The following is a 26,985-nucleotide window of genomic DNA, read 5'->3' on the forward strand; positions in this document are numbered from 1 at the left end:
AGGAACTCTACCTGTCGGGCCGGTCGGTGCCGGGCAACGCGGCCAAGGCGCGGCGAACTTCTTCGCGGTCGTCGAACGGGTGCACAGTGTCTCCGATCTGCTGTCCGGGTTCGTGGCCCTTGCCGGCGACCAGCACGACGTCCCGAGCTCCCGCAAGCCCGACAGCCCGCGCGATTGCTGACTTCCGGCCGGCCACTTCGATGATCTGCGTGCCCGGATGCTGCGCGAGCGCGTCGTCCGCGCCGGCGCGGATTTCAGCGCGAATGGCCGCCGGATCCTCGCTGCGCGGATTGTCGTCGGTGATAATCGCCACATCGGCGCCGAGCACTGCCGACTTGCCCATATCGCGGCGCTTGGCGCGATCCCGGTCTCCCCCGGCGCCGAATACGGCTATCAGCCGACTGCCGTCGGACCCGAGCGACTCTTGTTCGGCGCGGAGGGCACCGAGGGCCCGCGCAATCGACTCGGGCGTGTGGGCAAAGTCGACGACGACGCGCGGATTGGCGTCCGAGACGATCTCCATCCTGCCCGGCACCGCCACTTGCGGAGTCAGCTCGGCCAGCGTGGTCCGGCTCACGCCGCCCTCGAGCAGCATGACGAGGGCCAGCGCCGTGTTCGTCACGTTGAAGTCGCCGGCGATGGGCGACGACGTGCGCATGCGCTCGCCTCCGCGGTGCACAAGCGTGAATCGGGGCCCGTCGACCTCCTCGATCCAGTAGTCCACGTCACCACCGGGCCGCGGAGTCGATGAAATCGTGACAACCGGAAGTGTCGTCTCGCGCGCCAACCGGGCGCCCCACGCGTCGTCCACGACAATGGCGCCGCGGCCGGCTCGAACCGGATCGAAGAGAAGGGCCTTGGCCTGGAAGTAGTCCTCCATGGTGTCGTGGAAGTCCAGGTGATCTTGACTCAAGTTGGTGAATCCGACGACGTCGAACCGGGCACCGTCGACTCGATGCAGCGCCAGCGCGTGCGAGGAGACCTCCATGCTGCAGGCGCTGACCCCGGACGCGCGCATTTCGGCGAGCAGCCGGTGCAGATCCGGTGATTCGGGCGTCGTCCGGGCGCTTGCCACGGCTTTGCCGGCAATGCGGGTTTCAATGGTGCCGATCAGGCCGGTGCGATATCCGACGTCGCGCAGCAGCGCGTCAAGAATGTAGGTGGACGTCGTCTTGCCGTTGGTGCCCGTCACGCCGAACAGGATTGGAGCGGATCCGGCGGTGCCGTAGATTGACGCGCTCAGCTCGCCCAAAATCGCCCGCGGGTTGTCCGAGATCACTATCGGCACTGAGGCCGGCCCGATCCGATCCACTCCGTCCGGATCGGTCAGGATGGCCGCCGCTCCGGCTTCCAGAGCCGAGCCGGCGAAATCGGCTCCGTGCACGTTGAAGCCCGGAAGCGCCGCATACAGGTCGCCGGGGCGAACGCGGCGCGAGTCGAGGGTGGCGCCGGTGACCGCGACGTCGTCCGGCCCGGTCACGCGCACGTCGCGCCCTTGCGGGTTCATTCCCGGATCAGCGGGGGTCACGCCTCGTACGAGGTCGGCCACGGTGATGCCGGGCACTAGTCGTTCCCCCTCTCCCAGGTCTCGGGGTACGGCTTCACCTTCGTCTTGGCCGGCGGAATCTTGCATTGGCCCAAGGCGAACGACATGGTCTTGGCGAACACGGGGCCGGCAGTCGGGCCGCCGTAGATGTTGTTCTTGGGTCGTTGCAGGGTCACGGCAACGACGAGTTGTGGATTGTTGGCCGGCGCCATGCCGATGAACGACGCAGTGTAGCCGTCATAGCCGTTGCCGTTCTCGGCCGGCGCCTGGGCCGTGCCGGTCTTGCCCGCCACCTGGTAGCCGGGTACTTGTGCGGCAGTGCCGGTGCCGTCTTGGACGACGCCGGCCATCATGCGGATGACCTTCTTGGCATTGCTCGAACTGATGGCCCGCGTGGCCGGCGCCGGCGTGTTCTCGGTCGTCGTGCCGTCCGGGGCCGTGGTGGACTGCAGGAGCCGGGGCTGGGCGCGGACGCCGTCGTTGGCAAGCGTGGCGAACGCGGACGCCGTCTGCACGCTGGTGGCGGCCAGGCCCTGCCCGAACAGGACTGCGTACTGGGTACGCCCGTCCCACTGATTTGCCTTGTGCAAGATGCCGCTGCTGGTTCCGGGGAATTGGATCCCCGTCGATTGTCCGATGCCGAACTTCCTCAGGTAGTCGTATCGCTGCTTCTTCGTCAGCCTCGATCCGGCTTTGACGACGCCGATATTGGACGACTTCGCCAAGATTCCGGCAAACGTCAGCTGTTCGGTCCCGTGCTGTTCGGCGTCCTTGAACTTCTCGCCGTTCGGCGTCGTGTACAGGCCGGGAATGGTGAAGTGCGTGTACGGCGTGACCTTGTGTTCTTGCAGCAGACCGGCCGCCGTGATGACCTTTGCCACGGATCCGGGTTCGAAGACGTCGGACAGCGCCCGCGATCCGCGAGCATTGGCCGGCGAGGCGCCCGGATTGTTCGGGTCGACGCCGGGCGAATCGGCCAATGCCAAGATCTCGCCGGTCGGACGCATGACGACGACGGTGCCCCATTCGGCGTCCATCTTTTTCACTTGCGCCGCGATCTGCTGCTGGGCGAAGTATTGAATGTCCGAGTTGATGGTGAGATTCAGCGAGGTGCCGTCGACCGGCTGCTTGGTGTTCTGCTCGCCGAGCGGGATGACGGAACCGTCGCGGCCGCGCTCGTACTGTTTGAAGCCGTTCTTCCCGGACAGCAGTTTGTTGTATTCGAGTTCCATCCCGGCCAGCGGGGTGCCGTCGCTGCCGACGAAGCCGACGAGGTTGCCGGCAACGGCGCCGTCCGGATACGACCGCCGGTAATGCGGCTCGGCGGCGATCCCCGGGATGCCGAGGTCTTGGACGCGCCGCCAGGCTTCGGTCGACAATCCCTTGACGATGACGTTCCAGCGGCGGTCGCCCTGCAGGCTCGGCAGGATAGCCGCCTTCGTCGTGTGCAGGGCCTTGGCGATATCGGCGGCCGCGCCCTCGGCCCCGACCTTCTTGTCGCCTTTGTAATATTCGCCGACCTGCGTCTGGTCGACAACCAGCGTGTAGCGAGTCACGTTCTGTGCCAGCGCCGTGCCGTCCGAGGTCAAGATGTCGCCGCGGCCGGCGTGCAGCGTTTGGGTGCTCAACCGTTGTTTGAGGGCCGCAGCGGCAAGCGTCGGCGCGTCGAGGCCTTGGATCTGCACGATCCGGCCGGCAAGGACCAGCATGACCACCAGCACCACCGCCAACGCCCACTTCATGCGGAGGTTGGCCCGTCCCACTCGGATGCGTGTGCGGCGCTTACTCATCGATTATGATCCGTCGGTGTCCTTTGTGCGGGTGCTCTCATGGCCGGCTTTTTCGCGGCGTGCTGACCGGCCGAGTCGATCTTATCTTTCTTGGGGTGCGCTTTCACGCCTCCAATGGGCTTCAGCGTGGTGCCTTGGCGCAAATTGGGCCGCACGGCGTCCCGGCTGTCGGCTCGCGGGCCCGGGATGCGCGTTGTCGCGCTCTTGGGAAGCACCTGCTTGGTCTTGCCGTTGACGACGCGACCGTCGTCGAGCATCAGGAAGACGGGAGCTCGCTGCGGCACCATGCCGAGTTGTCCGGCCTCACTGGCCAGATTTTGCGGGCTCTTGCGGTACGAGAGATCCTCGGACAACTCCTGTTTGCGGTCCTGGAGTTGCTGTTGCTTTTGCGTCAGGCTCGAGATCGTGTAGCTCGCGTGCGACAAGTTGATGTTCACCAGCAGCACGGCGATCAGGCCGAGCGCCAGGACGCCCATGCAGAGTAAGGCGAACGGCATTCGCCGTCGGCGCGTCGGAGCGACGACCAGCCGGAGCCTGGGAATCGCCGGCGACACATACCGTGAGACGGGAGCGACATACCGTGAGACTCGGGTTAGTGCGGGCGCGCTCATGCGACCTCCCTGATACGTTCCGCGGCACGCAACCGGACCGATTTCGCGCGCGGATTGACTGCAATTTCGTCGTCCGTTGCTTGTTCGCTGCCGCGAACGAGCAATCGGAAGGTTGGCGAGTCGCCGGGCAGCAGCTCCGGCAAGTCGATTGGCGTCTTGTCGGCCGTCACGTCCGCAAGGGCTCGTTTGACGATCCGGTCCTCGAGCGAGTGGTACGAAAGCACGACGATCCGGCCGGACGGTGCCAGCGCGTCGAGCGCGGCCGGGATGGCCCGTCGGAGCACGTCGAGTTCGCCGTTGACTTCGATGCGCAACGCTTGGAACACGCGCTTGCCCGGATGGCCGGGAGCATGCCGGGCCGCGGCCGGCAGCGCGCCGCGAATCGTGTCGACCAGGTCGGCGGACCGGGTGAACGGCTCGGATCCGCGTCGGGCGTCGATGGCCCTGGCAATGCGCACGGCGAACCGTTCTTCGCCGTAGTCCTTGAAGATCCTCGTCAAGTCGGCCACCGGATAGGTGTTCACGACATCGGCGGCAGTGCGCGTATCTCCGGAGTCCATCCGCATGTCCAGCGGCGCATCGAACGAATACGCAAACCCTCGATCCGTTTCATCCAGCTGCAGCGATGAGACGCCCAGGTCGAACAGCACGCCGTGCACGCGGGGCACGTCCAGCTCGGCAACGATCTCCGGGATTTCGTCGTAGACGCCGTGGACACTCGTGAAGCGGTCCGCGAATTGCGCAAGCCGCTCCCCCGCCAGCTGGAGCGCTTCCGGGTCGCGATCGATGCCCACGAGCCGCGCCGACGGAAAGTTCGTCAGTACGGCTTCCGCGTGACCGGCCATCCCGAGGGTGGCATCGATGAGATACCGCGGATAGTCGGCTGCTGTGGACGCGTCCGCGTCGAAAGCCGGGCGGAGCAGCTCGATGCAGCGTTCCAGCAGTACGGGGACGTGCTTGCTGCTGGCGGCCTGCGGCGACATCTGGCTCCTTTCCCGTCCGTTCGGTGGCGATATTGGCTGGTGCTGGTCGGTGGTGCTGGTTGGTTGTGCTGGTGGTTTGCGGCGATCCGTCCGGGTGGTCCGTGAGATCAGATCCCCCTCCGTCACCGCCATTCGCCTGCCGCCGGGGAAGTGGTGTCAGGTGAATCGGTGTGCCTGGCGCCGGGGAAGTACGTCAGGAACGGGTGGTGGGGACGGCGGGAGGTCTCATCGCACGGGGCGCGGCTCGCACGGTCGGAGCCGGTGCCGGCCGGTTAAAAGATCCCGGGGATCACCTCGCTTTGCTGGTCCGCGAACTTCGCCTCGGTTCCGGCCGAGACCTGCTCCCAGGTGGGCGTGTCCCAGATCTCGATGCGGTTGCCGACGCCGACGACTGCGACGTCGCGGTCGAGGCTCGCGTATTTGCGCAATAGCTGCGGCATCGTGATCCGGCCCTGTTTGTCCGGGATGATGTCGTCCGCCGCGGAAAAGAAGGCGCGCGTGTAATCGCGCGTGTCGGCCGAGCCGGCCGGGGCCTTGGCCACGGCCTCGTGCAACCGCAGGAACTCTTCCATGTCGTACATGTAGACGCAGTGATCCTGGCCGCGCGTGACGACGAGACCGGCAGCAAGCTTGTCGCGGAATTTGGCCGGGAGGAGCAGCCGACCCTTGTCGTCCAGGCGTTGGTAATGCGTGCCCAAGAACATCGGCTTCCCCTCCTTTCAACTCCGATTGCTCCCACAATACTCCACTTTCCCCCACCATCGTGCAATTCCCACGTGTTTCGGCACCGAAATTGCAGCAAAACCCAAGGTCAGGGCCGTGGTGGAAAGTGGGAGGCTATTGACCGGCCGCTCGCCGAGCGGACGCCGTCCGGGGGTCCGGCCGGCGGCACCGACGGCGCCCGCGCGCCGTCCGGACGCTCATGGCGCCGCTTTTCGGCCCGAACGGGTTCGGCCGTGGAGGGAAGTGGAGTCTCTTGGCGGCGGTAGGCTAGGACATGTGTCGTCGGACACATGTCCGCGGGATTTCCGGCGGGCAGCCAAGGGCATGAAAAGAGTCGATGGAGATCTTTTAATGACGCTTGCCAGGGACGCCGCTCCGCGAGCGCGCACCGCCGCGCGAGACGGCAAGGCCGCGCGGGCCGATGCAGAGGCACGGGACGGCGCGGAGGGTGTGGCCGAGCTGGCCGGCCGTGCCATGACGGCCATGAGCGAGGTGCTCGACGGCAAGCCCGAGGCGATCGAGCTGGCGTGGACGGTGTTGCTGGCCGAGGGGCACCTGTTGGTCGAGGACGTGCCCGGTGTCGGCAAGACCTTGCTGGCCAAATGCCTGTCGGCCGTGGTGGGCGGGGTCTCGCGCCGCATCCAGTTCACCCCCGATCTGCTGCCCTCGGACGTGATAGGCGTCAACGTGTTCGATACGCAGAGCAAGACGTTCCGGTTCCGGCGCGGCCCGATCTTCGCCAACATCGTGATCGGCGATGAAATCAATCGGGCCTCCCCCAAGACGCAGTCGGCGCTTTTGGAATCCATGGCCGAACGGCAGGCCAGCGTCGATGGTGAAACATACGAGCTGAGCCCGCCGTTCATGGTGGTCGCCACGCAGAACCCCGTCGACATGGAAGGCACGTATCCCCTGCCGGAAGCGCAACGGGACAGGTTCATGGCCAGGATCTCGATCGGCTATCCCGCGCCGAGCGATGAAATCACCATGCTCACCACGCATGCGCGGACCGATCCGCTTGCCGGGCTCGAGCCGACCTGCTCGGCCGACGACGTGCTGGCGGCCGTCGAAGCGGTGCGGCACGTCCGGGCCAGCGACGAGTTGAAGGACTACATAGTGCGGCTCCTTGCCGAGACTCGTGATCCGGGCAAGTTCACGCTGGGGGCGTCGCCGCGATCGGGCCTGCACCTGCTCAAGGCGTCAATGGCGCGCGCCGCCATGCAGGGTCGTGGTTACGTGCTGCCTGACGACGTGAAGGCGCTGGCAACGTCCGTGCTGACCCACCGCTTGATCGCCAAGCCGGCGTTGACTTTCGGCGGCGAAACGCCGGCATCGCTGTTGGAGGACATCGTGTCCACGCTTCCGGTCCATTAGGAGCGGCCATGCGGCTGACGACCAATGGAATGATTTTTCTCGGCGCCGGAGCCGCGGCCCTGGGGTGCGCGTATTTCATGAATATCCCGCCGCTGCGCGCCGTCGGCATTCTCCTTGTCGCGTTGCCGGTGTTCTCGCTGCTGTCCGTCGGCGGCACGCGCCGGCGGCTACGCATCGCGCATGTGCGGTTCGACGGTGCCCAGGGTGCGGCGACGCCCGAGGAAGGTCGGCCGTCGCCATTGCGGTTCGCCGTCGTCAACGACGGCTCGGGCACGTCGTCGCCGGCGTCGCTGCGCGTTGACGCTGCGGAGTCGCTGGGCGGTGCCCGGTCGGTCCGGGTCCCGCAGTTGGCGCCGGGCGAAGCGGCCGAATTCGGGCTGCCGTGCCGCCCGGCCGCACGCGGACGGCACAACGTCGGGCCGTTCGCCGTGGAACGTCAGGGCGTGTTCGGTCTGGCTCGCCGGTCCACTCCGTGCCGTCCCGTCACGCGCGTCTGCGTCGGTCCGCGGATCTTCGACATTCCTCGATTGACCGGCGATGCCGGCGAGCGCACGGGGGTCGATTCCCGCAGTATTCGGCACGGATTCGAAGTGCGCGATTTCACCACCCGCGCCTATGAGCGCGGCGACGACATCCGATTCGTCCATTGGGGGTCGACCGCCCGTCACGGCGAGTTGATGGTGCGCCACGAAAGCGGTTCGGATGCGCCGTCCGCAATCATCGTGCTGGACAACTACGAAGCGAGCTACCCGCGGCGGAAATACTTCGAATGGGCGGTCTGCGCCGCAGCCGCGGCCGCGTGGTCCCTGCTGCGGGCCGGCTACGATGTCGACCTGCTCACGCACGGCGGACCGGCGGCGCATCTGCCGGCCGTATTGCAGCCCGGCGCCGCGCTCGACGGATGTCTGGACGCCTTTGCCGGGGTCGAACTCGTCCGGAGTCTCTCCCCGGCGTCCGGGGAGCCGATCGGCGCCGGCATCGTCGTGGCCGTGGCCGGTTCGAATGCGCGCAGCACCGAGAGGTTGTGCGCGCTGACGGCAACCACTGACGCCGCGCGCCTGGCCGTGTGCCAGCAGGCCGATCTGCTCGGACCGCTTGCCGAGAACCGGTTTGCGGCGATCGCAGTGGACCCGCAGGCAACGTCCGTGGTCGACGCATGGTCGCGGCTGGTGCGCGGGGCCGGGACAGTTCGGCAGGCCCGATGAAACAGCTGCCGTATTGGATGAGCGCGCTGACGGGTTTGGCGGTATTTCTCGCTGCGCTCAGTATTCGCGCACTGTTCACCGGGCCCGCCTGGATGGCCGACACGTTCACGCTCATCATCGTGATCACGGCGACTGCGACACTTGCCCGGATGCCGGTGATGCACCTTCCCAGGTTCGTACCGGCCGCGGCCGCCGCCATGGCCGCAGCGCTCACGATCTGCGCGGTGTCCGGCGGCACGCATGCGGCCCTCGGTTTTCTTCCGACGCCCCGCGCCGCCCGGGACTTGGCCGTTCAATGGCAATCCGGGATGACGGATATCGCCCAGTCGCAGGCCCCCACCACGGCATCCGACGGACTGCAGTTGATAGTGCTGGTCTGGCTCGCCGTCGTAGCGGTCGCGGCCGATATCGCGTGTCAGGATCTGCGAATGCCGTCGTTAACCGGGCTGCCGTTGCTGGCCGTGTACACGGTTGTTGCCACGTTCTATCCCGACGGCGTCACGGCGGCGCAATTCATTCCGGCGGCGCTCGGATATCTGCTCGTCGTGATAGTCGGATTGGCAGTACGGACTCGAGCGGCGTCGCGGATTCTCTGGCGGACGACCGCCGTCGGGGCATGCGCCGTCCTCCTTGCTGCGTTCGTGCCGTTGCCGCAGCCGGACGGCGCACCGCTGGACATCTACCAGCGCGGGCTGGGAAACCGCACGGTGATCAACCCGTTCCTGGATCTGCGGCGCGATCTGGTACGACACGGCAACCCGACAGTGCTCACGTATCGGACCAAGGACAAGACTCCCCCGCCGCTGCGCATCATGGCCGATACTCGGTTCAACGGCAAGGTCTGGTCGCCCGGCACCGTCGATCTGAAGGCCCGGCACCGTGCCGACGACGGGCTGCCGAATCCCCCGGGACTCGGCTCCGACGTGCAAACCCGGTACCGGTCGATGCACGTCACGGTGCGCACGCTGCATCAGGATTTCCTGCCGACCCCGTATCCGGCCGTCAAAACGGTCGCCGGCGACAACTGGATCTACGACCCCGACACCTTGGCGATCGCGGGACGCGAACCAACGAGGCCCGGCAGCACGTATTCGGTCACGTATTTGAAGCTCACGCCGACGCCCGCCCAGTTGAACGCGGCCGGTCAGAGCGCCGACGCCCGGTCGGCCGCACTCAACGTGCCGCGGTCGTTGCCGTCGATAGTGCGCAAAACCGCCCACAAAGTCGCCGGCAACCGTACCAACAAGTACGAGATCGCCGCAGCATTGCAACGGTACCTGCGCAGCGATCGATTCACGTACACGCTGAAGGCGCCGAAGGACGGCGGCAATGACGCGCTTGCCGCATTTTTGAAAAAGAAGTCGGGATATTGCGTGCAGTTCGCGTCGGCCATGGCAATCATGGCGCGCGTGGCGGGAATACCGTCCCGAGTGGCAGTCGGATTCCTGCCCGGCACCAAGCAAAAGGACGGCAGCTGGGCGGTGACGCTCTCGGACGCGCACGCGTGGCCCGAGCTCTATTTCAACGGGATCGGCTGGATCCGGTTCGAGCCGACTCCCGCCGCGCGCACCGGGTCGGCACCGAATTGGACGACGTCCGCCGCCCCCGTCACGTCGCTGGGCATCCGCAACACCGACGAGGTGCCGGACCCCCGAGTGACGGCCGAATCCCAGCCGCGCCGGATCCCCGGACAGGTGCCGACGCCGTCCGCTACCCCGCACGACGACCACCATGCCCAGCCTCAAGCCGCCCCGATGACCCCGTACGTTCTCGGCGCACTGACGGCATTGCTTCTCGTGCTCGTGCTGATTGCTCCTCGACTGCTCAAGGCCGGACGGCTGACGGTGATGCGCGCACGGGCCGGTTCGCCGGCGGACGCCGCATGGCGGACCGTACTGACGGAAATGATGGACTATTCGTACGTGGCCGTGACGTCGGCGTCGGACACGGCGCTGACCCCGCGGCAGGTCGCCGCACGGCTATCCGAAATCGCGCCGCGGAGCAGCGAGGACATCACGGTGCTGCAACGGGCCGTGGAGGACGAACGATACGGGCCGGGTGCCGGCGAGTCGGCGGGGTCGGCGCGGGCTGCGAGCGCCCGTGTCGTGCGAGACATCGGTGCCGGCGCCGGCATGCGGCGACGACTCGTCGTCCGGAACTTTCCGCGTAGCGCGTTCCGGGGAGTGTGGCCCGAGACGGTCAGCCGCGGGAATCGCGACGGCGATCCCAACGCTGCTCGAGCTTCGTCATGAAGTCCGAACCCTGCGATGGCGAATGCGGCTGCGAGCCCCCGCCCGATGAGTTTCCGACCGACTTCGATTTGCGCGGGATGAACGCCCACGCGGCTCCGCCCAGCATCACGATGAAGCCGACGACGCCAAGCGCGATGATCTTCATCGACAGACCGAAGACGAGCACTATCACCAGCCCGACGACGACGGCCAGGATGCCCAAAGTCAGCCGCCGCGGCCCCATGTGCGCGCTGGTGGCCGAGTGCATGGTGGACGCGAATTTCGGGTCCTCGCTACGCAACTGCTCTTCAAGCTGCTCAAGTAGACGCTGCTCATGCTCTGAGAGTGGCACCGTAACCTCCTTGGCCCGTCATCTCGTCCCGTGCGGTGTGACGCGATGGATCAAATCTGCTACTTCAATCATAAGCCGCGTGGCACGGATTCGAAACTCCTGGGCCCTACTTATCATCGCGACGCAGCAGGCTCGCCGGACGAACCGCCGATTGCCCGAATCTGGCGCGGGCACGATCGGACGCCACTTCGGCGTCCCGGCGCGTAAATTCGCGCTCTCCCAGGGCCGGCTGCCGGTGCAGGGTCGGCTCGGATTCGAGGTTCTCGCCGCGGACGCCGATCAGGCGCACGTGGCCGTGGCCGGGCGACGATGCCAGTTCGATCAGGATGCCGGACAGGCTGCGGTACAGCTCATCGCTGACGTCCGTGGGTTGTTCCAATGTCTTCGACCGGGTGACGGTGTGGAAATCCGAATAGCGGAGCTTGAGCACCGCCGTGCGAGCCGCGACCCCGCCGGCGCGGAGCCTGGCAGCGGTTTTTTCGGCAAGCGTCAGCAATTCGCGGCGTAGTTCGTCGGCACCGACCAGGTCGGTTTCAAATGTCACTTCGGCGCCAACGCTCTTTTCCTTGCCGCGCGGCGTGACGCGGCGCGGATCCACACCCCGGGCGAGCCGACGCAGCGACCGGCCGTTTTCGCCGAGCGCGCGGACGATTGTCGATTCGGAAAGGTCGGCCAGTTCCCCGACGGTGCCGATTCCGTACCGTTCCAGGGCCGCTTTGGTCTTGCTGCCGACGCCCGGCAACGAGCCGACCGGCAGCGGCCGGAGAAAATCGTGGATCGACGACGCCGGCACCACCAGCATGCCGTCGGGTTTCGACCTGGTCGAGGCCAGTTTGGCGGTCACCTGATTGGGTGCCACGCCTATCGAACAGGTCAACGACGTCTCGGCGGCCACGCGGGCCCGCAGCGCCTGCGCAATTGTCGCCGGCGACCCGAGACGACGGACGGCCGACGCCACGTCGATGAACGCTTCATCGATGCTCAGCGGCTGCACGTGATCGGTGATCTCGCGCATGAGATTCATCACAATGTGCGAATACCGGCTGTAGGATCCGCGACTTGGCGGAATGATCACGGCGCCGGGGCACAAAGCGCGGGCCCTGGCCATCGGCATGGCCGAGTGCACACCGTATTCGCGTGCTTCATAGGTGGCCGACACGACGACGCCGCGATGAGAACTGCCGCCGACTATTGCCGGTTTGCCGACCAATTCGGGGCGCTCCAACAATTCGACCGAGGCAAAGAACGCATCCATGTCGACGTGCAGGATCGTCGAGCCGGCATCGTCCCGGCCCAGCGCGTTCTGCAGATCCGCCAGTCCTGCCGCCGGCCTGAAGAGTTGTTTGCGACTCATTTGCTCCAGGATAGCCGTGCCGGAGGTCATCGTCGCGCGGCTTTAGGGCCCTGAGCGCTCTAGTAGGCTGGCGTCATGAAATTTGGACGCTTGGCCGTGCCCGCGGTCGTTTCAATCGGGTTGGTACTCGGCGGCTGCGGCGGCTCGGCAACCCCTTCGGATTCGCCGTCGTCGCAGTCCCCGACGCCGACGACGTCCAAAGTCGCCACCGCCAAGGCAACGCAAACTAATCCCGAGGGCAGCAAGCGCGGCGGGGTCGTCGAGGGCTTCCCGCTGAAGCTGATCCCCAAGCTGCCCGATGGCAAGATCTCGGGCACCGTGGACGTCGTGCACGGCAAGATGCGCCAGGTCAGTATGACGGGCATCACCGATTATTCGGCGGATAAGGTGCTCAAGTTCTATGCGGCGCCGTTGAAAAAGGCGGGCTTCAAGCAGCTGAAGACCAAGAAGGTCGACAAATCGAAATCGACGATTTTCAGCAGGTCGGGCGGCGATGAGTTGATCACCGTCACAGTCGCGCCGGGAAAGAACGGGAAGCAGAACTTCACAGTCGGCGGCCAGATCAAGGACAAGTCCAAGAAATGACTGCGTCGCTGACCGAGATTCGCGAACTGGTCGATGCGCAGCTGCACGAATTCCTCGAGGCGAGGTCTCGAGAGGCAACCGCTGTCTCGGCCGATGCGGCAACGTTGACCGACGTCCTCGACCCGTTGCTCTTTCGCGGCAAACGTATTCGCGCGGCGTTGTGCGTGTGGGGATACCAGTTGGCCGCGGCCGCGGCAGGCACGCACCGTGAATCCCCGCTACCGGCGGAGTTGGTCCGTGCCGCCACCTCGTTGGAGCTGTTGCACCTCTCCGCGTTGATCCACGACGACATGATGGACGGATCGGACACGCGGCGCGGTCAACCGACCATCCACCGCCGGTTCGAAGCGTTCCATGACGAACACGAGTTCAGCGGCAATGCGGAAGGGTTCGGCTCGGCCGGTGCACTCATTGCCGGCGACCTGTGCCTGGGCTGGAGCATGTCGATGTTCTCGTCGTGCGGGATGGAGCGCGCTGCGTCGCCCGCCGTGCTGAACATTGTCGATCGGATGCGCTCGGACGTGATGATCGGGCAATATCTCGACATGCTCGGCGAAACGCGTCCGCTGCCGGACGACAAGTCCATTGGCGCGGCCCGTACCGTCGTGAAGTACAAGTCGGCGAAATACTCCGTCGAGCATCCGCTCTTGCTGGGTGCCGCCTTGGCCGGCGCCGACGAGCAGCTGTTGCACACGATCTCGTCGTTCGGAATGCCGCTCGGCGAAGCGTTCCAGTTGCGCGACGACGTCCTCGGCGTGTTCGGCGACCCGCACCAGACCGGCAAACCGGCTGGTGACGATCTTCGCTCCGGCAAGCGGACGGTCATGATCGCTTATACGCGCGCCGGAGCCTCTGCGGCCGAAAAGCGCACGGTTGACGCGATGTTGGGCGATCCGGACCTGAACGAGGACGACGTGTCGTACCTCCGCGGCGTGATCGAGCGCAGCGGCGGACTGGCCCGCACGGAGCAGCTGATGACGAACTTGGCGCAAACGGCACGCAGTGCGCTGTCCGAACTGCCGCCCGAGACCGCCGAGGTGACGGCGACGCTGGAGGCCTTCAGCCACGAGTTGACCGGCCGGAAGTCTTAGGAGCGTTTTCGCTCAGCCCGCCGCAACCGCCACAGCCGCAGTCCACTACAGCCGCAGCCCCCGCAGCAGTCCGCCACAGCCCACTACAGCCGCCGAGTGGTGGCGAATGGCTGCGAAATCGCTGATTTCGCAGCCATTCGCCACCACTCGGGGAGGCGGCCCAGCCATTCGCCACCACTCGAGGGGGCGGGGGCGGAGCTAAAGGGCGAGCGCTTGGGCGCGCCGGCGGATCTCCGTTTTGACCCCGCGGCGCAATGCGTCGATCGGCGTTCCGGGCAGCGAGTCGTCGTCGGTGAACAGCCACTCGATGCTTTCGGCATCGGTGAGTCCCGAGTCCGAGAGCACAGTCAACGTGCCCTTCAGATTCTTGACGACGGCGCCGCCGGCAATGAATGCGGCGGGCACGCTGAAGATGTTGCGTTCGGTGCGCTTCACGCCGACGATTTCGCGGACTTCGACCATCCGGCGCACCTGCGCGGCGTCGGTGCCGAGTTCGTCGGCCAGATCGGGAACCGTCAGCCATTCGGGAACCAGGGCGTCCAGGGACTTGATATCAACCACCCCTTCAGGTTGCCTTACCGGCCGCGACTCGCGCTACCCGGCCCGGAGACTCGCCGGGCCGGCACTGCCCGGAAATGACAGGGAATTCACAGCGACTCGGGTACCTTGAAAACACCTATTGCCATACTTCCCCTGGAGTTAGGTCAGTAATGAATACACAGCGTGACGCGCGAATGATCCGGAATTCGGCTCTTCGTCGGAGGTCCGGCGGCGCACTCGCCACCACGCCGTTAATGGTTGCCGCGATGCTCAGCGCCGGCGCCGGACACGCACCGCCGCATACCGACAAGGCTCCCGACACGCCCGAACCTGCGGCGTGGACGGCGATCCCCCGGGCCGTGCCTGCGGACGACGACGAGACCGTCCAAACCGCGTCCTGGTCCCCGGTGGGCGCCGCGGACGACGAAACTCCCGCGGCGCAGCCCGCAACGGAGTCCAGCCCTTTCGCATTGGACGACTCGGCAGCTGTGGCCGGCGGCGGCAGCGACTACACCGTCAAATCGGGCGACACGGTCTGGTCGGTGGCCAGAAAGCTGCACCTGCCGGTCCGGCAGATTCTCCGGGCCAACGGGCTGTCGACGCACACGCTGATCTTTCCCGGCCAGAAACTCAAGCTCTCGGGCAGCGGCCCCCGGGCCGAAACGGCCGGCGCGTCGTCGACCACCTACACCGTGGAGGCCGGGGATTCGCTGTACGCCATTGCCCTTGAGCACCACACGACCGTGGCGGCGCTGCAAAAGGCCAACGACATGGGCGACTCGACGATGATCAGGATCGGCGAAACGCTCAAGCTCTCCGGCGCCGGCTCGAGTTCCGGATCGAAATCGAGCGATTCCGGGTCGGATCACTCCACCAGCCATCATTCCACCAGCCCTCACTCCACCAACAAGGCGCCGACCACTTATGAGGTGAAGTCCGGCGACACGTTGTTCGGCATCGCGTTGAAATTCCACACCACTGTTGACGCCTTGCAAAAGGCCAACGGAATGGGTGATTCAACGGTGGTCCGCACGGGGCAGACGCTGCGCACCTCGAGCAAGAAGCTGCCGCACGTGGCCAAGTCGTTCTCGGGACGCGACTATCCGGATGAGACGCATCACGCCGCACAGATCAACAAGGACGCACTGCTGCGCGCAAACCTGCCGAGTTCCGAGGCGATGCAGCGGATGGTCGCCGAGGTAGCGCGCGCGTACGGCGTCGATCCGGCGCTGGCGCAGGCCGTGGCATACCAGGAATCCGGCTTTCACATGGCAGTGGTCTCCCCTGCCAACGCAATCGGCACCATGCAGGTCGTGCCGTCATCCGGTCGGTGGGCATCGGGCCTTGCCGGTCGAAAGTTGAACCTGCTCTCCCCCAAGGACAATGTCACGGCGGGCGTCGTCATCTTGAAATACCTGACGACGCACGCCAAAAAAGAGTCGAAGGCGATCGCCGGCTATTACCAGGGTTATAGTTCGGTCACGCACAACGGCATGTACGACGACACGCGCCGGTACGTCAATAACGTGCAGACGTTGAAGAAGCGGTTTACGTGACGTCGGCCCCGCGTGTGCAGCCCGATGCTCCGGCAGCGGGCGATTCGGGCATGCCCGGGGCCGGTAGAATCGAGGGAATGACCGCATCCGTCGACCCGCTCATCGGGCGTCTGATCGATCAGCGCTATCTGGTGCGAGGACTTGTCGCCCGCGGCGGAATGGCAGTCGTGTATCGCGCCGAGGACGTGCGGCTCGACCGGGACATCGCGCTGAAGGTCATGCACTCGCATTTATCGGCGGACGGCGCGTTCGTGCACCGATTCCGCCGCGAGGCCAAGCAGGCCGCGCGCTTGTCGCATCCGCACTTGACGGCCGTGCTCGACCAGGGGCAGGACGGCGACATCGTGTACCTGGCGATGGAGTACCTGCCGAACATTACGCTGCGCGACAGGCTCAAATCCGGCGGCCCGCTGACTCCGCGCGAGGCGCTGAGGATTCTGGACGGCGTCCTGCAAGGGCTGTCCGTGGCGCACGAAGCCGGGATGATGCACCGCGACATCAAGCCGGAAAACATTCTCCTCGGGCACACCGGTCAGGTGAAACTTGGCGATTTCGGCCTCGCGCGCGCCGTCAGCGCGTCGACGACCACGAGTACGTTGATCGGCACCGTCGGATATATATCGCCCGAGCTGGTCTCGGGCGGTGTCGCCGACGTCCGCAGCGACATCTACAGCGTCGGCATCATGCTGTACGAAATGCTCACCGGCGTGCAGCCCTATCGCGACGAACTGCCGATCCGCGTGGCATACCGGCACGTGCACGATACGGTTCCGGCGCCGTCCGACCTGGTGCCCGGCATTGCGAAGGGCCTCGACGAACTCGTCCTGTGGGCAACCGCACGGGAACCGGACCACCGGCCCATCGATGCAGCCGCGTTGCTCGGTGAAGTGCGTCACGTGGCCGAAACGCTCGGCGACGAGGAACTCGATTTCTACGCGGACCGTACCGGCCTCGAGGTCGAGCCGCAACGCACGCACGCTCTGGCCTCCTCCCCCGACGCCGATGGCGGGGACGCCCCAAGCGCCGAGACGCAGTCCCGGAAGACGGTGTCGAACCGGACGGTGCGCGAGCCGCGAGGCCGGAAGAGGCGGCGCGGATTCGGGGCGCTGTTAGCCGGCCTGATCGCGGTCGTGCTGGTGCTGTGCGCCGGCGGCTGGTATTTCCTGGCAGGCCCGGGGTCGACGATACCGACGCCCGGCGGATTGGTCGGCCACACGCGGGCGGATGCCGACAAGACTCTGCACGGCGCCGGGCTGCATGCCGATTACACGAAGAAGTTCAGCGCGACTTACGACAAGGGCACGATCGTCAGCACCGACCCGGCAGCCGGCGACCGGGTCTCGAAAGACGGCACCGTCACCATGGTCGTTTCCAAGGGCCCGCACATGACGGACGTGCCAAATGTCGTCGGCAAGAAACTTGATGCGGCAAAGGACGCCGTCCAGTCGTCCAATCTGTCTGTCGGCTCCATCACGAAGAAGTACAACGACTCCGTGTCCCGGGGTGAAGTCGTCAGCCAGGGCGTGAAATCGGGCAGCAGCCACCCCTGGCACACCACAGTCGATCTGACTGTGTCGCGCGGGCCGGTTCCCGTGCAGATTCCGGATCTCGACGGCCAAAGCGCCGACGACGCCGAAAAAGCGCTGCACGATCAAGACCTCAAGGTGTCGACGACGCGTTCGTACAGCGACTCGGTCGCCGAAGGCTCGGTGATTTCGGTGAGCCCGGAGAGCGGCACGACAGTGCACCACGGCGATACCGTCACGCTCAACGTGTCGCTGGGGCCCAAGCAGGTGAAGGTGCCGAACGTCGTCGGCATGCAGGCCGCCAAGGCAAAGAAGGTGCTGGAGGCCAAGGGCTTCACGGTGAAGACGGAAAAGGTGCTGGGCGGGTACTTCAATACGGTGCGCGGTCAAGACCCGGCGGGCGGCACGAAGGCCGACAACGGCTCGACAATCACGCTGACTATCGTTTGATCCGACCCGCGAGGTCACGACGCCTACTCGCAGAGCATCGGAGGCCGTCCTCAAGTGATGGGCGTGGCCTAGTGGTACAGGGTTATCCGGTGGCGAGGTGTCGGATGGTTGCGGCGGTGTGTTTGGCGTGGTTCAGGGCGTCGAAGTAGGTGTTGCGGATCCATCCGTCGGGGGACACGGCGGTGCCGTAGATCGCCGGCGTGCGGCCGCCGGGCGCGGGCCGGGCATAGGGGATGCCATCGATCATGGTCATGGTCCATTGTCCGGTATGGATCAGTGAATGGTGCGCCGGACAGAGAAGGGCCATGTTGTCGATGCTGGTCGGCCCACCGCGGGAGAACCAGATGACGTGGTGGGCGTCGCACCAGGATGCGGGTCTGTTGCATCCGGGGAAGGTGCATCCTTTATCGCGTGCTTCAAGTGCGCGTCGCTGGGCCGGGGTGGCAAGGCGCACACCGGTGCCGAGGTCCAGGATCGCGCCGTTGGCGTCCAGGATGATGCGTTCGAATACCGCGTCGCAGGCGGTACGGGCCACCATCCCGGCGTCAACGAGCCCGAGGCCGGGGCTGAAGGAGCGGGACGGATCGTCCGGCCCGTACCGGCATTCCGGTCCGTCCGGCGGTTCTTGTCCTGGGCTTGTTCCCGGGCTTGTTCTCGGGTTTGTTCCCGGGCGAGGGGTCCGGGTGTCGCGGTCGCGGCGGCGGGCCCGGACCTGGTCTTCGGTGGTGACGATCACGATGCGTGGCGCGCGCCTGCCGGGACGCAGGCGTCCGGCACGCGACGTGCCGGTGGCCTTCCCTGCCCGCTCGGGCAGATCGAACAGTCCAAGGTTTGGCGCGTCGTCCGGATTATTGCCATCGGTGCTTTTGGGACCGGTGTTGGCCGCTGCGGTGTCCTCGGTGGTGGGTGCTGTGTGGATTTGCAGGCGTGCTGCGGCCAGGCGGATGATCTCGGTCAATGCGTCCGCGCGGCGTTGACCGGGTTTGCGCGGATCGCGGACCGTGACTTCGCCGGAGTCGTCACTGGTCTGCGGGAGCGGGCCCGATAATGCGTCAATGATCGCGGCAAACAAGCCTCCGGCATTCGCATCGAGCTGGTAGCGGCCGTGGACCATGCCGGCCAAATCCGTGCTGATCGCAAGATCGCGCCGGTTGAACGCGTCCGGATCGAAAAGGTCATCGGTGGGCGGGGCGATTTGGCGGAGGAGCTCGTCACTGAGCTCGGCCATCTTCCGCGGACTCATGGTCGGCGCGTGCGTAGCGAAAAAACCAACCAACACCTTGGAAACTTCGTCGTCCGCCCTTTCGGCAGTATCGCCTGCGGCATCATTCCCGCCCGCGTCGGGGTCGTTTTCACGCGCACGCAGGAAGTGTTCGGGAATCCGGTCAAGAGCACGCACGGCGGTATCCACATGGGCCAGGCGAATCGTGCCGTCTTCAAGCATGCCGGCCATCCCGGCCAACGGGCCCGGCCGGCACGTCGGCACCAGCGCGGACGTTTCGACAGTGGACGTATACAAAGCGTGCGCGGCATCCAGATCGGCTTTCGCCCGACCCGGCGACGCCCCACACCCGGCAGTAAGAAGATTCGCCGTCGACACCGCCCCCACCCGGCTACCCGGCGCCGCCCCGCGCGCATCGACTTCGGCAACCAGCCGCAAATACGCGGCATCCGAAGCCCGACGCAACCGATCAGCCTCAACCAGGTGATCCGTCAATTGCCGATCCGACAATGTCGCACACGGGGCGTCGACCAGGCCCCGCACCGACGCACCCCACCCGGCCAACAACCCCGACACCGAATCGCCTAAGCGAGTAGCCCCGCCCGGCCCGCCATCGCACATGCAAGCACTATCAGTCACGGCCATGCCCGAATCGGTACCGGAGCCGGTGCCGGTGTCGGGCGGAGGATCGACATGACCAGTCCTGGCAATCAGCGCATTCAAGATCGACTGCGCATTCTCCGGCGTGATGTCGACCATCGCCCTTGCACCCCGCTCCCTCGCGGTATCCCTGGATCGCTGGCTGCGTTCCGGTTGTATCTATTACCATTATAGACTCTAGACACAGTCGTATTCTATTATTATTCGTGGTTTTTTCGGAAATAAATCGGACATTAGCACCATGAATCACGTAGACATCATGGATAACATCTTCAGATGATGAATGACCGCTTATCAGTCCACCCGACGCATGACCGGGCTACTGTCGACCGAAAGGTCCGCTGCTCCGCACAGGCGGCAAAAACCCGCTCAACCGGCCGTGGTCGCAAGCTCCGCGAGAATCGCGGCGGACGCCTTCGCCTGCTCGGCGCTGACGTCCAGGTGTGTCACGAGGCGAACGGTCGTTGGTGACAGCACCGACATGAGTACTCCGCGATCGGCGGCGTCGGCGGCGAACTGCGCGGCCGTGATTCCGTCCGGGCCCCCGGTGCCGACCTTCAGCATCACGATGTTCGTCGCGACGGAGTCCGGATCGACGACCCCGGGCGCGACGCCGGCAACGGTGCGGGCGATCAGTGCCGCATTCTCGTGATCGTCGGCAATTCTGTCGATGTTGTTGTCGAGGGCGTAGAGTCCGGCAGCGGCCAAAATGCCGCATTGCCGCATTCCGCCTCCATAGCGCTTGCGCATGATCCGGGCCCGGGCGATGCGCTCCGCCGACCCGACCAGCACCGAGCCGACCGGCGCGCCGAGCCCCTTGGACAAACAGATCGACACGGAATCGGCGAGTTCGCCGTACTCACGCAGCGAGACGCCGCTGGCCACCGAAGCGTTCGCGAGCCGGGCGCCGTCCAAATGCACCGCCACGGCGGCGTCCGACGTCCCGGCCCGAAGAGAACGAAGTTCTTCGATATCCGCGACCAGTCCGCCCGCGAAATTGTGCGTGTTCTCGATGGCGACGGCAGCCGTCGACACGCTGTAGCTGCCGCCGTCCGGCACCATCATGCCGAGCGGCTCCGCGGCGCGGAAAACCCCGCCCGGCGACGTCCACGTCCGCGTGGTCACGCCACCGAGCACCGCGTGCCCGCCCATTTCGGCACGGACGACGTGTGCCAGCGAATCGGCTATCAGTTCGGTGCCGGGTTCGACAAGGGTCCGGACGCCGAGCATGTTCGCCAGCGTGCCGGAGGGGGTGAACAGTCCGGCTTCGTGGCCGAGCAGCTCGGCAACGCGTTCTTCGAGCTCGTTCGTCGTCGGGTCTTCGCCGTACACGTCGTCGCCGACGGGGGCGTGCGCCATGGCCTCGCGCATCGACTCGCCGGGGCGCGTGACGGTGTCCGAACGCAGGTCGATCGGCGCGGCGTCCGTCATTTCTTCAAAAGCTCCGCGACCTGGAACGCCATTTCCAGCGATTGCTCGTGGTTCAGGCGCGGATCGACGAGTGACTCGTAGCGATCGCCGAGTCCGTCGTCCTCAATATGCGCCGCTCCGCCGAGTACTTCGGTGACGTCGTCGCCGGTCAGTTCGACGTGTAGGCCGCCCGGAATGGTGCCGGCTTCCTTGTGTGCCTCGAAGAATCCGGCCACCTCGCTCATCACATCGTCGAACCGGCGCGTCTTGTAGCCGGACTTCGACGTGATGGTGTTGCCGTGCATCGGATCGCACATCCACAGCACCTGCGGCGCTTCTTCGCCGACGCGTCGGAGCACGTCGGGCAGCACGTCGCGGATCTTGTCGGCGCCCATCCTCGTGACGAAAGTCAGCCGTCCGGGTTCATGCTCGGGGTCGAGCTTGTCGATCAGCGACAGCGCATCGTCGGCGGTCGACGTCGGCCCCAGCTTCACGCCGATCGGGTTGCGCACCCGGGCCAGGAAGTCCACGTGCGCGCCGTCCAGATCGCGGGTGCGCTCCCCGATCCAGAGGAAGTGCGCCGACACGTCGTACGGATTACCGGTGCGCGAATCGATGCGGGTCAGCGCGCGTTCGTAATCAAGCAGCAGCGCCTCGTGGCTCGAGAAGAATTCCACCGTCCGCAGCGCGTCGAAGTCCGCGCCGCACGCATCCATGAACTTGATGGCGCGGTCGATTTCCGCTGCCAAGGCCTCGTAGCGGTGGTAGTTGGCATTATTGGCCAGGAAACCCCTGTTCCATTCGTGCACGAGCCGCAGATCGGCGAACCCGCCGGATGTGAACGCCCGAATCAGGTTCAGCGTCGAGGCGGCCGTGTGGTAGGCGCGCAGCAAGCGCTGCGGGTCGTGAGCGCGGGATTCCGGCGTGAATTCGTGATCGTTGACGATGTCGCCGCGGAACGCCGGCAACGTGACGCCGTCGCGGGTCTCGGTGTCCGATGAACGCGGCTTGGCGAACTGGCCGGCCATCCGCCCGACCTTGACGACCGGCAGCGATCCGCCGTACGTGAGCACTGCCGACATTTGCAGCACGGTGCGCACGCGGTTGCGGATCTTGTCGGCAGTCGCGCCGCTGAAGCTCTCTGCGCAGTCGCCGCCCTGGAGCACGAACGCTTCACCTCGGGCCGCCGCAGCAAGTTTCGCCTTCAGGACGTCGGCCTCGCCGGCAAAGATCAGCGGCGGCAGCGTCGACAATTCGGAAATGGCACGTTTGTGCGCTTCGGAATCGAGATACGTCGGCTGTTGCAGCGGGTTGAGCTCCCGCCATGCGTCAAGGCCGGCGACAACCGATGGTTCCGCCGTTTGGTGGCCGGTGGTCGAGAAATGGGGTTCGGTGCTGAGCGTCACGTCTATAAGAGTATCTACTCTTCGCCTGACTCAAAATCTTCGGCCGACACGTGGTCAAGGAATTCCTTGAATTTCTCGACCTCATCTTCGTCCTCTTCGGGCATTTCGATACCGCCCTCGTCAAAGACTTCATCGGCGCACATCACCGGGCAGCCGGCCCGCAAAGCCAGCGCGACGGCGTCCGACGTGCGTGCGCTCACGGTCTTCGACTCGCCAAACACCAGGTCGGCGAAGAAGACCTTGTCGCGCAGTTCGACGATCCGCACCTCGGTGAGCGTGGCGCCCAATTCTTCGGCAACGTTGAGCAACAGATCGTGCGTGAGCGGGCGCGGCGGGGTCATCCCCTGCTGGGCCAACGCGATCGCGTTCGCTTCCGGCGCTCCGATCCACACGGGCAGATATCGCGGCGTCCCGCTGGCCCGCAAAAGCAGCACGGGCTGGTTCGCCGGCATTTCGATCCGGACACCGATCACTTCGAGTTCAAGCACACCTCAACGGTACAACGTCGCGCCCTTGCGTGGGGACGATCGTCTGCCCGGGGTCAGTATCGGCCGGGCAGTTTCGCCATCAGCAAAGCCGCGTGCAGTTGGCCGCACGCAGCGGCAAGTTCTTCGGCGTCCGGCGGCACGCCGTCGCCGCCCTGTTCGGCGTCGCCGACGGCGCCGGACGACGTGCCCCGCGGCGACCCGTCGAGCGTGCGCGTTGCCGGGGCGATGACCGCGTCGACGAGGGCGAGTTCGCGTTCGGCCGCCGCGCTGAACGGCCGTAGATGACGCGGCTCGATGCCGTGTTCGGCGAGCACCCGGGCAGCGGCGGCGATCCGTGCCGCGGTGCGGTCGAAGTGCTCGCCGTCCGCCAGCAATCCGTACGACTGCAGCGATGAGAGGAATTCCGCATCGATTCCGGCGGCCCGGCACAGCTCGTCGGCGGTCAGCTCGAGCATGCCCCCATCGTCGCCCGGTTCGGTCTCCGACTCGCCGACGCCCACCCGCGGCGGCTCGGGAGGGGCGGCGTCCGGCAACGCCGGTTCGAGGCCTCGGTCGAGCGCATCGAGATAGTCGGCAATCGCGGCGAGCGGCATATGGGTGTCGGATTGCAGTCGGCAGATCGTCTCGACGCGGTCGACGTCGCTCGCGTCGTAGTGCCGGTAGCCGGACGCCGTCCGCTCGGGAACAACAAGTCCGCGCGCTTCCCAAAATCGCAAGGTCGGCGCCGTGACCCGGTAGCCGCGGCGCTCGACGGCCGCGACGAGTTTGCCGATGGTCAGCCCTGCCGGCACTGATAGATCATCCGGAACTTGCCGATCTGCAGACTGTCCCCGGGCGCGAGCTGATGCGAGTCGACGCGTTCGCGGCCGACGTATGTGCCGTTGAGGGACCCGACGTCCTGAATGAGGTAACCGCTCCCCGATTTGACGAATTTCGCGTGCTTGCGCGACACGGTGACATCGTCGAAAAAGATGTCGTTTTTCGGCGACCTGCCGACCGTGACGGTATCGGCGCTGAGCAAGAACCTCGACCCGGCGTCGGGCCCGCGCACGACGAACAGCAGCGCCGAGCCGACCGGAAGCGACTCGATGGCCGCGATGTCTTCGTCGCTGAACAATTCCAGCAGACGCGCATCGGGGATCTCCCCCGTGCTGCTCGACCCGATTCCGGTGCTCGACGAATCGAACGCGGGGATCTTGCCGACGCCCGTCTCGTCGTCCGAGGATTCGGACGGGACATTGCCGAGAAATTCTGATTCAGACAAGGCGTTCAGCGCCCCCAATCACAGTCGATAGGAAAAATTTAGCTAATTTGCGACGAATAATCCGAAGCGCTCAAAAGCGATTCCACAACCGTCGCGTCGGCTATCGTCAACTCGAAGAGCCAACCGTCGCCGTAGGGGTCCGAATTGACTAATTCCGGGTTGTCTTCAAGCTTATCGTTGACCGCTGACACGGTGCCGTCGAGAGGGGCGTAGATATCGCTGACGCTCTTTGTCGATTCGATTTCCCCGCACGCCGTACCGGACGTGACTTCTTCGCCGGTCTGCGGCGGATCGACGAAGACGACATCGCCGAGAGAGTCCTGTGCAAACGAGGTGATGCCGACCCGCACCGTCGTGGCGGAATCAGTCACGTCGACCCATTCGTGTTCCGCCGTGTAGCGCAGATTTTCCGGATAATTCAGTTCAGACATCGTGGTGCTCCTCGGACGGCCCATCGGGTCGGGCGGTGGACAAAAACAGATAAACCCGTACGGGCACATAATGCCATGAACCGACCAGTCGGGGATACTGCCGCAGCAGTGAAAATGTGGGCGACGACCCTATTTTGAATTTTGTTCCGGGACGACGGCGGTCACGGACACTTTTTTGTGCTTGGAGATCGTCAGCTTTCCCCCGCGCGTGTTCACCACGTCGCTGACGCCGCCGGGGATTTTCAACGCCGTCGCGATGGTGTCGGCGTCGCCGATGACGCGGAGCCGGTAGGGCGAAGCGACCCGTGCGCCACCGACGGACACGGCATCGCCGTCGTTCACGATCGCCGTGGACGCAACGACGCGCACGTGTCCTATTTGGATGGCCTCGGCGCCGGCATCGCGCAGTTCTTCGATCATGTTCAGGACGTCGGCCGACGTGACCTTCGACTGCGGGTCGGTCACCGTCAGGGTCACGCCGGGGCCGACGGCTTTTGCCGTGCCGGCCAGGATGGCCAGGTCGTCGGCCTGCTTGCGTGCCCGGTTCAGGGCTGCCTTCTTGTTGCCCGACCCGGATTCGAGGCGGTCGCGCGTGCGCTGGAGATTTTCGGCGTCCGACTGAAGTCGGTCGTTGCGGGTGCCGGCGTCGTCGAGAACTCGCACGAGATCCGATTGCGACAGCGTGTCGAGCCCGCTTTCGTCGGTGTGGCGGATCTGCGCGACGATGGTGAACCCGAGGACGGCGCACAGCAAGCCGGCCAGGAGCTGGGAGCGGGCGCGCCGCAGCGAGAATGCGTGACGCAGCCGCTGCCAAGGCGTGAGCCCGTCGTCCGGCGTCGTGTTCTGTGGATCGGTCGGGGTTTGTGGATCGGTCATGCTTTGAACAGCTGCCTGCGGATGGCCGCGACGTTGGTGAAGATCCGGATGCCGAGGACGACGACCACGCCGGTCGAGAGCTGGCTGCCGACGCCGAGTTTGTCGCCGATGAACACGATCAAGGCGGCCACGACAACGTTCGAGAGGAACGAGACGATGAAGACTCGGTCGTTGAAGGTGCCGGCCAGGACTGCGCGGAGGGCGCCGGCGAGCGCGTCGAGCGCGGCCACGATGGCGATCGGCAGGTACGGCTGGATGAGCGCCGGTACGGCGGGTTCCAGCCAGATGCCGACGCCGACGCCGACAAGTAGTCCCAGGAGCGCTATCACTTATGAACCTCCGGTCGGAGCTGATTTTCCGGATTTCGGCGTGTGGGCTACGTGCAAGCGCAATGAATCCGACGCCGGCATTGTCAGATCGGATTCGGCCTGGATGCTCACGTCGATGCCGTAATTGGATTTCAGGCTTTGCAGGTAACTGCCGCCGCTTGACGCGGCAAGTCGGGCTTGAAGCGTGTCCGAATCGCCGAGCGCGTCGATCGTGTACGGCTGCGACAAGGGTTTGTAGTCGACGAGGATCGCGCCGCCGGCCGACCGGATGGACGACAGCGAGGTCAGACGCGCGCCGTTCACCGTGACGGCTTTGGCGCCGGCCGCCCAGAGTGCGTTGACGATCGTTTGGATGTCGCGGTCTTGTACCCGGCTGTCGGAGCCGTCGCCGGCCCGAGGATCGGTGTCGCTCTTTTGATCGGAGTCGCCGTCGCTGAGGGCCAGGCGGATCCCGGCGCCGGACATCGCCGTGGCGCCGGCCGCGACTTTGAGGTTCTTGTAGCGGGTGAGCAGCGCCTTGTTGTCGCCGTGCAACGCCTTGGTCTGGGCCGCCTCGATGGCCGCCGAGGTCTTGGCGTTCTTCTCGGCGAGTTCGTCGGCGGATTTTGTTTTGGCGTGAATGCGGTCAATGAGGTAATCACGGGTCTTTTGCGCGGCCGGCTTCGGGGTGCGCAGCTGCACGGTGGCAGCGGCAAGCAAAATGCCGAGGACGACGGCAATCGCGACGATGACTGCGTGCTTCGGCTTCGAGGTGCGGTGGCCTCGCGCCGCCGCTTCGGCGTATTCCGGCGAAGGGTCGTTCTGCCACAGGGACTGCAGCAGACTCATCGTGTTGGGATAACCGGTGTCGCTGCCGCGAGTCGGTGCAGTCATCAGCGGTCCACTTCCATCGGCCGTGGCGTCGTGTCGCCGCTCCCGGTCGGGAAGCGATCTGTGACCTAGATTACTTGTTCTCGCGTCGATCCTTCCCGCGCTCCCCTGG

The 26,985-nt window shown here is 65.7% G+C and carries 25 protein-coding genes; 7 read left to right on the forward strand and 18 right to left on the reverse strand.

The window, feature by feature from the left end:
• Window positions 1–7 precede the first annotated feature (7 nt).
• The 5 genes from BJY26_RS16465 to mraZ form a co-directional block, all read right to left on the reverse strand.
• The gene (locus tag BJY26_RS16465; protein WP_237249123.1) at window positions 8–1,564 is read right to left on the reverse strand and encodes a UDP-N-acetylmuramoyl-L-alanyl-D-glutamate--2,6-diaminopimelate ligase; all 1,557 of its coding nucleotides are present in this window, start codon (window positions 1,562–1,564) and stop codon (window positions 8–10) included.
• Window positions 1,564–3,336, reverse strand: a complete 1,773-nt coding sequence (locus BJY26_RS16470; protein ID WP_179429262.1) for a peptidoglycan D,D-transpeptidase FtsI family protein — start codon at window positions 3,334–3,336, stop codon at window positions 1,564–1,566. Before BJY26_RS16470 ends, BJY26_RS16465 begins: the two co-directional genes overlap by 1 nt.
• Complete coding sequence (ftsL, locus tag BJY26_RS16475; RefSeq protein WP_179429263.1) at window positions 3,333–3,947, reverse strand: cell division protein FtsL; 615 nt, start codon at window positions 3,945–3,947, stop codon at window positions 3,333–3,335. Before ftsL ends, BJY26_RS16470 begins: the two co-directional genes overlap by 4 nt.
• Window positions 3,944–4,930, reverse strand: a complete 987-nt coding sequence (gene rsmH / locus BJY26_RS16480; RefSeq protein ID WP_179429264.1) for a 16S rRNA (cytosine(1402)-N(4))-methyltransferase RsmH — start codon at window positions 4,928–4,930, stop codon at window positions 3,944–3,946. Before rsmH ends, ftsL begins: the two co-directional genes overlap by 4 nt.
• Before the next feature lie 272 nt (window positions 4,931–5,202).
• Window positions 5,203–5,634 (reverse strand): division/cell wall cluster transcriptional repressor MraZ, encoded by a 432-nt coding sequence (mraZ, locus tag BJY26_RS16485; protein WP_179429265.1) that lies wholly within the window; start codon window positions 5,632–5,634, stop codon window positions 5,203–5,205.
• A 370-nt stretch (window positions 5,635–6,004) separates the two neighbouring features.
• Here mraZ and BJY26_RS16490 point away from each other — a divergent pair, with 370 nt between their 5' ends.
• Genes BJY26_RS16490 through BJY26_RS16500 form a run of 3 tightly spaced genes read left to right on the forward strand, consistent with a single transcriptional unit; the run spans window position 6,005 to window position 10,484 of the window.
• On the forward strand, window positions 6,005–7,027 hold the full coding sequence (locus tag BJY26_RS16490) for an AAA family ATPase (RefSeq protein ID WP_218852471.1): 1,023 nt from the start codon (window positions 6,005–6,007) through the stop codon (window positions 7,025–7,027).
• A gap of 8 nt (window positions 7,028–7,035) precedes the next feature.
• Window positions 7,036–8,232 carry a DUF58 domain-containing protein gene (locus BJY26_RS16495; RefSeq protein ID WP_179429266.1) on the forward strand — a complete coding sequence of 399 codons (1,197 nt, stop codon included), beginning with the start codon at window positions 7,036–7,038 and terminating at the stop codon, window positions 8,230–8,232.
• Window positions 8,229–10,484: a transglutaminase TgpA family protein gene (locus BJY26_RS16500; protein WP_179429267.1), complete on the forward strand. Its 2,256-nt coding sequence runs from the start codon at window positions 8,229–8,231 to the stop codon at window positions 10,482–10,484. Before BJY26_RS16495 ends, BJY26_RS16500 begins: the two co-directional genes overlap by 4 nt.
• On the opposite strand, the gene BJY26_RS16505 is transcribed toward BJY26_RS16500, so the two are convergent.
• On the reverse strand, window positions 10,432–10,815 hold the full coding sequence (locus BJY26_RS16505) for a DUF3040 domain-containing protein (protein WP_179429268.1): 384 nt from the start codon (window positions 10,813–10,815) through the stop codon (window positions 10,432–10,434). The genes BJY26_RS16500 and BJY26_RS16505 overlap by 53 nt on opposite strands.
• Before the next feature lie 106 nt (window positions 10,816–10,921).
• Complete coding sequence (dinB, locus tag BJY26_RS16510) at window positions 10,922–12,169, reverse strand: DNA polymerase IV (RefSeq protein WP_179429269.1); 1,248 nt, start codon at window positions 12,167–12,169, stop codon at window positions 10,922–10,924.
• Between the two features lie 75 nt (window positions 12,170–12,244).
• Between dinB and BJY26_RS16515 the strand changes: the two genes are divergently transcribed.
• Together BJY26_RS16515 and BJY26_RS16520 are read left to right on the forward strand one after the other, a co-directional pair.
• On the forward strand, window positions 12,245–12,754 hold the full coding sequence (locus BJY26_RS16515; protein ID WP_179429270.1) for a hypothetical protein: 510 nt from the start codon (window positions 12,245–12,247) through the stop codon (window positions 12,752–12,754).
• Window positions 12,751–13,845: a polyprenyl synthetase family protein gene (locus tag BJY26_RS16520; protein WP_179429272.1), complete on the forward strand. Its 1,095-nt coding sequence runs from the start codon at window positions 12,751–12,753 to the stop codon at window positions 13,843–13,845. The genes BJY26_RS16515 and BJY26_RS16520 overlap by 4 nt, the downstream gene beginning before the upstream one ends.
• A gap of 198 nt (window positions 13,846–14,043) precedes the next feature.
• On the opposite strand, the gene BJY26_RS16525 is transcribed toward BJY26_RS16520, so the two are convergent.
• Window positions 14,044–14,397 carry an Rv2175c family DNA-binding protein gene (locus tag BJY26_RS16525; protein WP_237249206.1) on the reverse strand — a complete coding sequence of 118 codons (354 nt, stop codon included), beginning with the start codon at window positions 14,395–14,397 and terminating at the stop codon, window positions 14,044–14,046.
• Window positions 14,398–14,579: 182 nt separating this feature from the next.
• Between BJY26_RS16525 and BJY26_RS16530 the strand changes: the two genes are divergently transcribed.
• Window positions 14,580–15,941 carry a lytic transglycosylase domain-containing protein gene (locus BJY26_RS16530; protein ID WP_179429274.1) on the forward strand — a complete coding sequence of 454 codons (1,362 nt, stop codon included), beginning with the start codon at window positions 14,580–14,582 and terminating at the stop codon, window positions 15,939–15,941.
• 77 nt (window positions 15,942–16,018) lie between these two features.
• The gene (gene pknB / locus BJY26_RS16535; RefSeq protein ID WP_179429275.1) at window positions 16,019–17,917 is read left to right on the forward strand and encodes a Stk1 family PASTA domain-containing Ser/Thr kinase; all 1,899 of its coding nucleotides are present in this window, start codon (window positions 16,019–16,021) and stop codon (window positions 17,915–17,917) included.
• 82 nt (window positions 17,918–17,999) lie between these two features.
• Here pknB and BJY26_RS16540 read toward each other — a convergent pair whose 3' ends face one another.
• From BJY26_RS16540 to BJY26_RS16585, 10 genes are all read right to left on the reverse strand, one after another.
• Complete coding sequence (locus BJY26_RS16540; protein WP_179429276.1) at window positions 18,000–19,898, reverse strand: HNH endonuclease signature motif containing protein; 1,899 nt, start codon at window positions 19,896–19,898, stop codon at window positions 18,000–18,002.
• 270 nt (window positions 19,899–20,168) lie between these two features.
• Window positions 20,169–21,230: a threonine aldolase family protein gene (locus BJY26_RS16545; RefSeq protein ID WP_179429277.1), complete on the reverse strand. Its 1,062-nt coding sequence runs from the start codon at window positions 21,228–21,230 to the stop codon at window positions 20,169–20,171.
• Window positions 21,227–22,615 (reverse strand): class II 3-deoxy-7-phosphoheptulonate synthase, encoded by a 1,389-nt coding sequence (locus tag BJY26_RS16550; RefSeq protein ID WP_179429278.1) that lies wholly within the window; start codon window positions 22,613–22,615, stop codon window positions 21,227–21,229. The genes BJY26_RS16545 and BJY26_RS16550 overlap by 4 nt, the downstream gene beginning before the upstream one ends.
• Before the next feature lie 14 nt (window positions 22,616–22,629).
• Window positions 22,630–23,103 carry a bifunctional nuclease family protein gene (locus BJY26_RS16555; RefSeq protein ID WP_179429280.1) on the reverse strand — a complete coding sequence of 158 codons (474 nt, stop codon included), beginning with the start codon at window positions 23,101–23,103 and terminating at the stop codon, window positions 22,630–22,632.
• A 53-nt stretch (window positions 23,104–23,156) separates the two neighbouring features.
• Entirely contained in the window at window positions 23,157–23,894 is a 738-nt protein-coding gene (gene ftsR, locus BJY26_RS16560) for a transcriptional regulator FtsR (RefSeq protein WP_179429282.1), read from the reverse strand.
• On the reverse strand, window positions 23,879–24,367 hold the full coding sequence (locus BJY26_RS16565) for an FHA domain-containing protein (RefSeq protein WP_179429283.1): 489 nt from the start codon (window positions 24,365–24,367) through the stop codon (window positions 23,879–23,881). Before BJY26_RS16565 ends, ftsR begins: the two co-directional genes overlap by 16 nt.
• Window positions 24,368–24,405: 38 nt before the next feature.
• Window positions 24,406–24,798, reverse strand: coding sequence for a glycine cleavage system protein GcvH (gene gcvH / locus BJY26_RS16570; protein ID WP_179429284.1), 393 nt, complete (start codon window positions 24,796–24,798; stop codon window positions 24,406–24,408).
• Between the two features lie 129 nt (window positions 24,799–24,927).
• Window positions 24,928–25,674 (reverse strand): DUF881 domain-containing protein, encoded by a 747-nt coding sequence (locus BJY26_RS16575; RefSeq protein WP_179429285.1) that lies wholly within the window; start codon window positions 25,672–25,674, stop codon window positions 24,928–24,930.
• Window positions 25,671–26,003 (reverse strand): small basic family protein, encoded by a 333-nt coding sequence (locus BJY26_RS16580; RefSeq protein ID WP_179429286.1) that lies wholly within the window; start codon window positions 26,001–26,003, stop codon window positions 25,671–25,673. Before BJY26_RS16580 ends, BJY26_RS16575 begins: the two co-directional genes overlap by 4 nt.
• Entirely contained in the window at window positions 26,004–26,876 is an 873-nt protein-coding gene (locus tag BJY26_RS16585; RefSeq protein WP_179429287.1) for a DUF881 domain-containing protein, read from the reverse strand.
• Between the last annotated feature and the right edge of the window lie 109 nt (window positions 26,877–26,985).

It is taken from the genome of Spelaeicoccus albus (assembly GCF_013409065.1).
GTDB lineage: Bacteria > Actinomycetota > Actinomycetes > Actinomycetales > Brevibacteriaceae > Spelaeicoccus > Spelaeicoccus albus.

Excerpts from the sequence above, each read along its gene's own strand:
- BJY26_RS16470 (WP_179429262.1), bottom strand. The coding sequence starts at position 3,336 with ATGAGTAAGCGCCGCACACGCATCCGAGTGGGACGGGCCAACCTCCGC.
- ftsL (WP_179429263.1), bottom strand. The coding sequence starts at position 3,947 with ATGAGCGCGCCCGCACTAACCCGAGTCTCACGGTATGTCGCTCCCGTC.
- rsmH (WP_179429264.1), bottom strand. The coding sequence starts at position 4,930 with ATGTCGCCGCAGGCCGCCAGCAGCAAGCACGTCCCCGTACTGCTGGAA.
- mraZ (WP_179429265.1), bottom strand. The coding sequence starts at position 5,634 with ATGTTCTTGGGCACGCATTACCAACGCCTGGACGACAAGGGTCGGCTG.
- BJY26_RS16490 (WP_218852471.1), top strand. The coding sequence starts at position 6,005 with ATGACGCTTGCCAGGGACGCCGCTCCGCGAGCGCGCACCGCCGCGCGA.
- BJY26_RS16495 (WP_179429266.1), top strand. The coding sequence starts at position 7,036 with ATGCGGCTGACGACCAATGGAATGATTTTTCTCGGCGCCGGAGCCGCG.
- BJY26_RS16500 (WP_179429267.1), top strand. The coding sequence starts at position 8,229 with ATGAAACAGCTGCCGTATTGGATGAGCGCGCTGACGGGTTTGGCGGTA.
- dinB (WP_179429269.1), bottom strand. The coding sequence starts at position 12,169 with ATGAGTCGCAAACAACTCTTCAGGCCGGCGGCAGGACTGGCGGATCTG.
- BJY26_RS16515 (WP_179429270.1), top strand. The coding sequence starts at position 12,245 with ATGAAATTTGGACGCTTGGCCGTGCCCGCGGTCGTTTCAATCGGGTTG.
- BJY26_RS16520 (WP_179429272.1), top strand. The coding sequence starts at position 12,751 with ATGACTGCGTCGCTGACCGAGATTCGCGAACTGGTCGATGCGCAGCTG.
- BJY26_RS16530 (WP_179429274.1), top strand. The coding sequence starts at position 14,580 with ATGATCCGGAATTCGGCTCTTCGTCGGAGGTCCGGCGGCGCACTCGCC.
- pknB (WP_179429275.1), top strand. The coding sequence starts at position 16,019 with ATGACCGCATCCGTCGACCCGCTCATCGGGCGTCTGATCGATCAGCGC.
- BJY26_RS16540 (WP_179429276.1), bottom strand. The coding sequence starts at position 19,898 with ATGGTCGACATCACGCCGGAGAATGCGCAGTCGATCTTGAATGCGCTG.
- BJY26_RS16545 (WP_179429277.1), bottom strand. The coding sequence starts at position 21,230 with ATGACGGACGCCGCGCCGATCGACCTGCGTTCGGACACCGTCACGCGC.
- gcvH (WP_179429284.1), bottom strand. The coding sequence starts at position 24,798 with ATGTCTGAACTGAATTATCCGGAAAATCTGCGCTACACGGCGGAACAC.
- BJY26_RS16575 (WP_179429285.1), bottom strand. The coding sequence starts at position 25,674 with ATGACCGATCCACAAACCCCGACCGATCCACAGAACACGACGCCGGAC.
- BJY26_RS16585 (WP_179429287.1), bottom strand. The coding sequence starts at position 26,876 with ATGACTGCACCGACTCGCGGCAGCGACACCGGTTATCCCAACACGATG.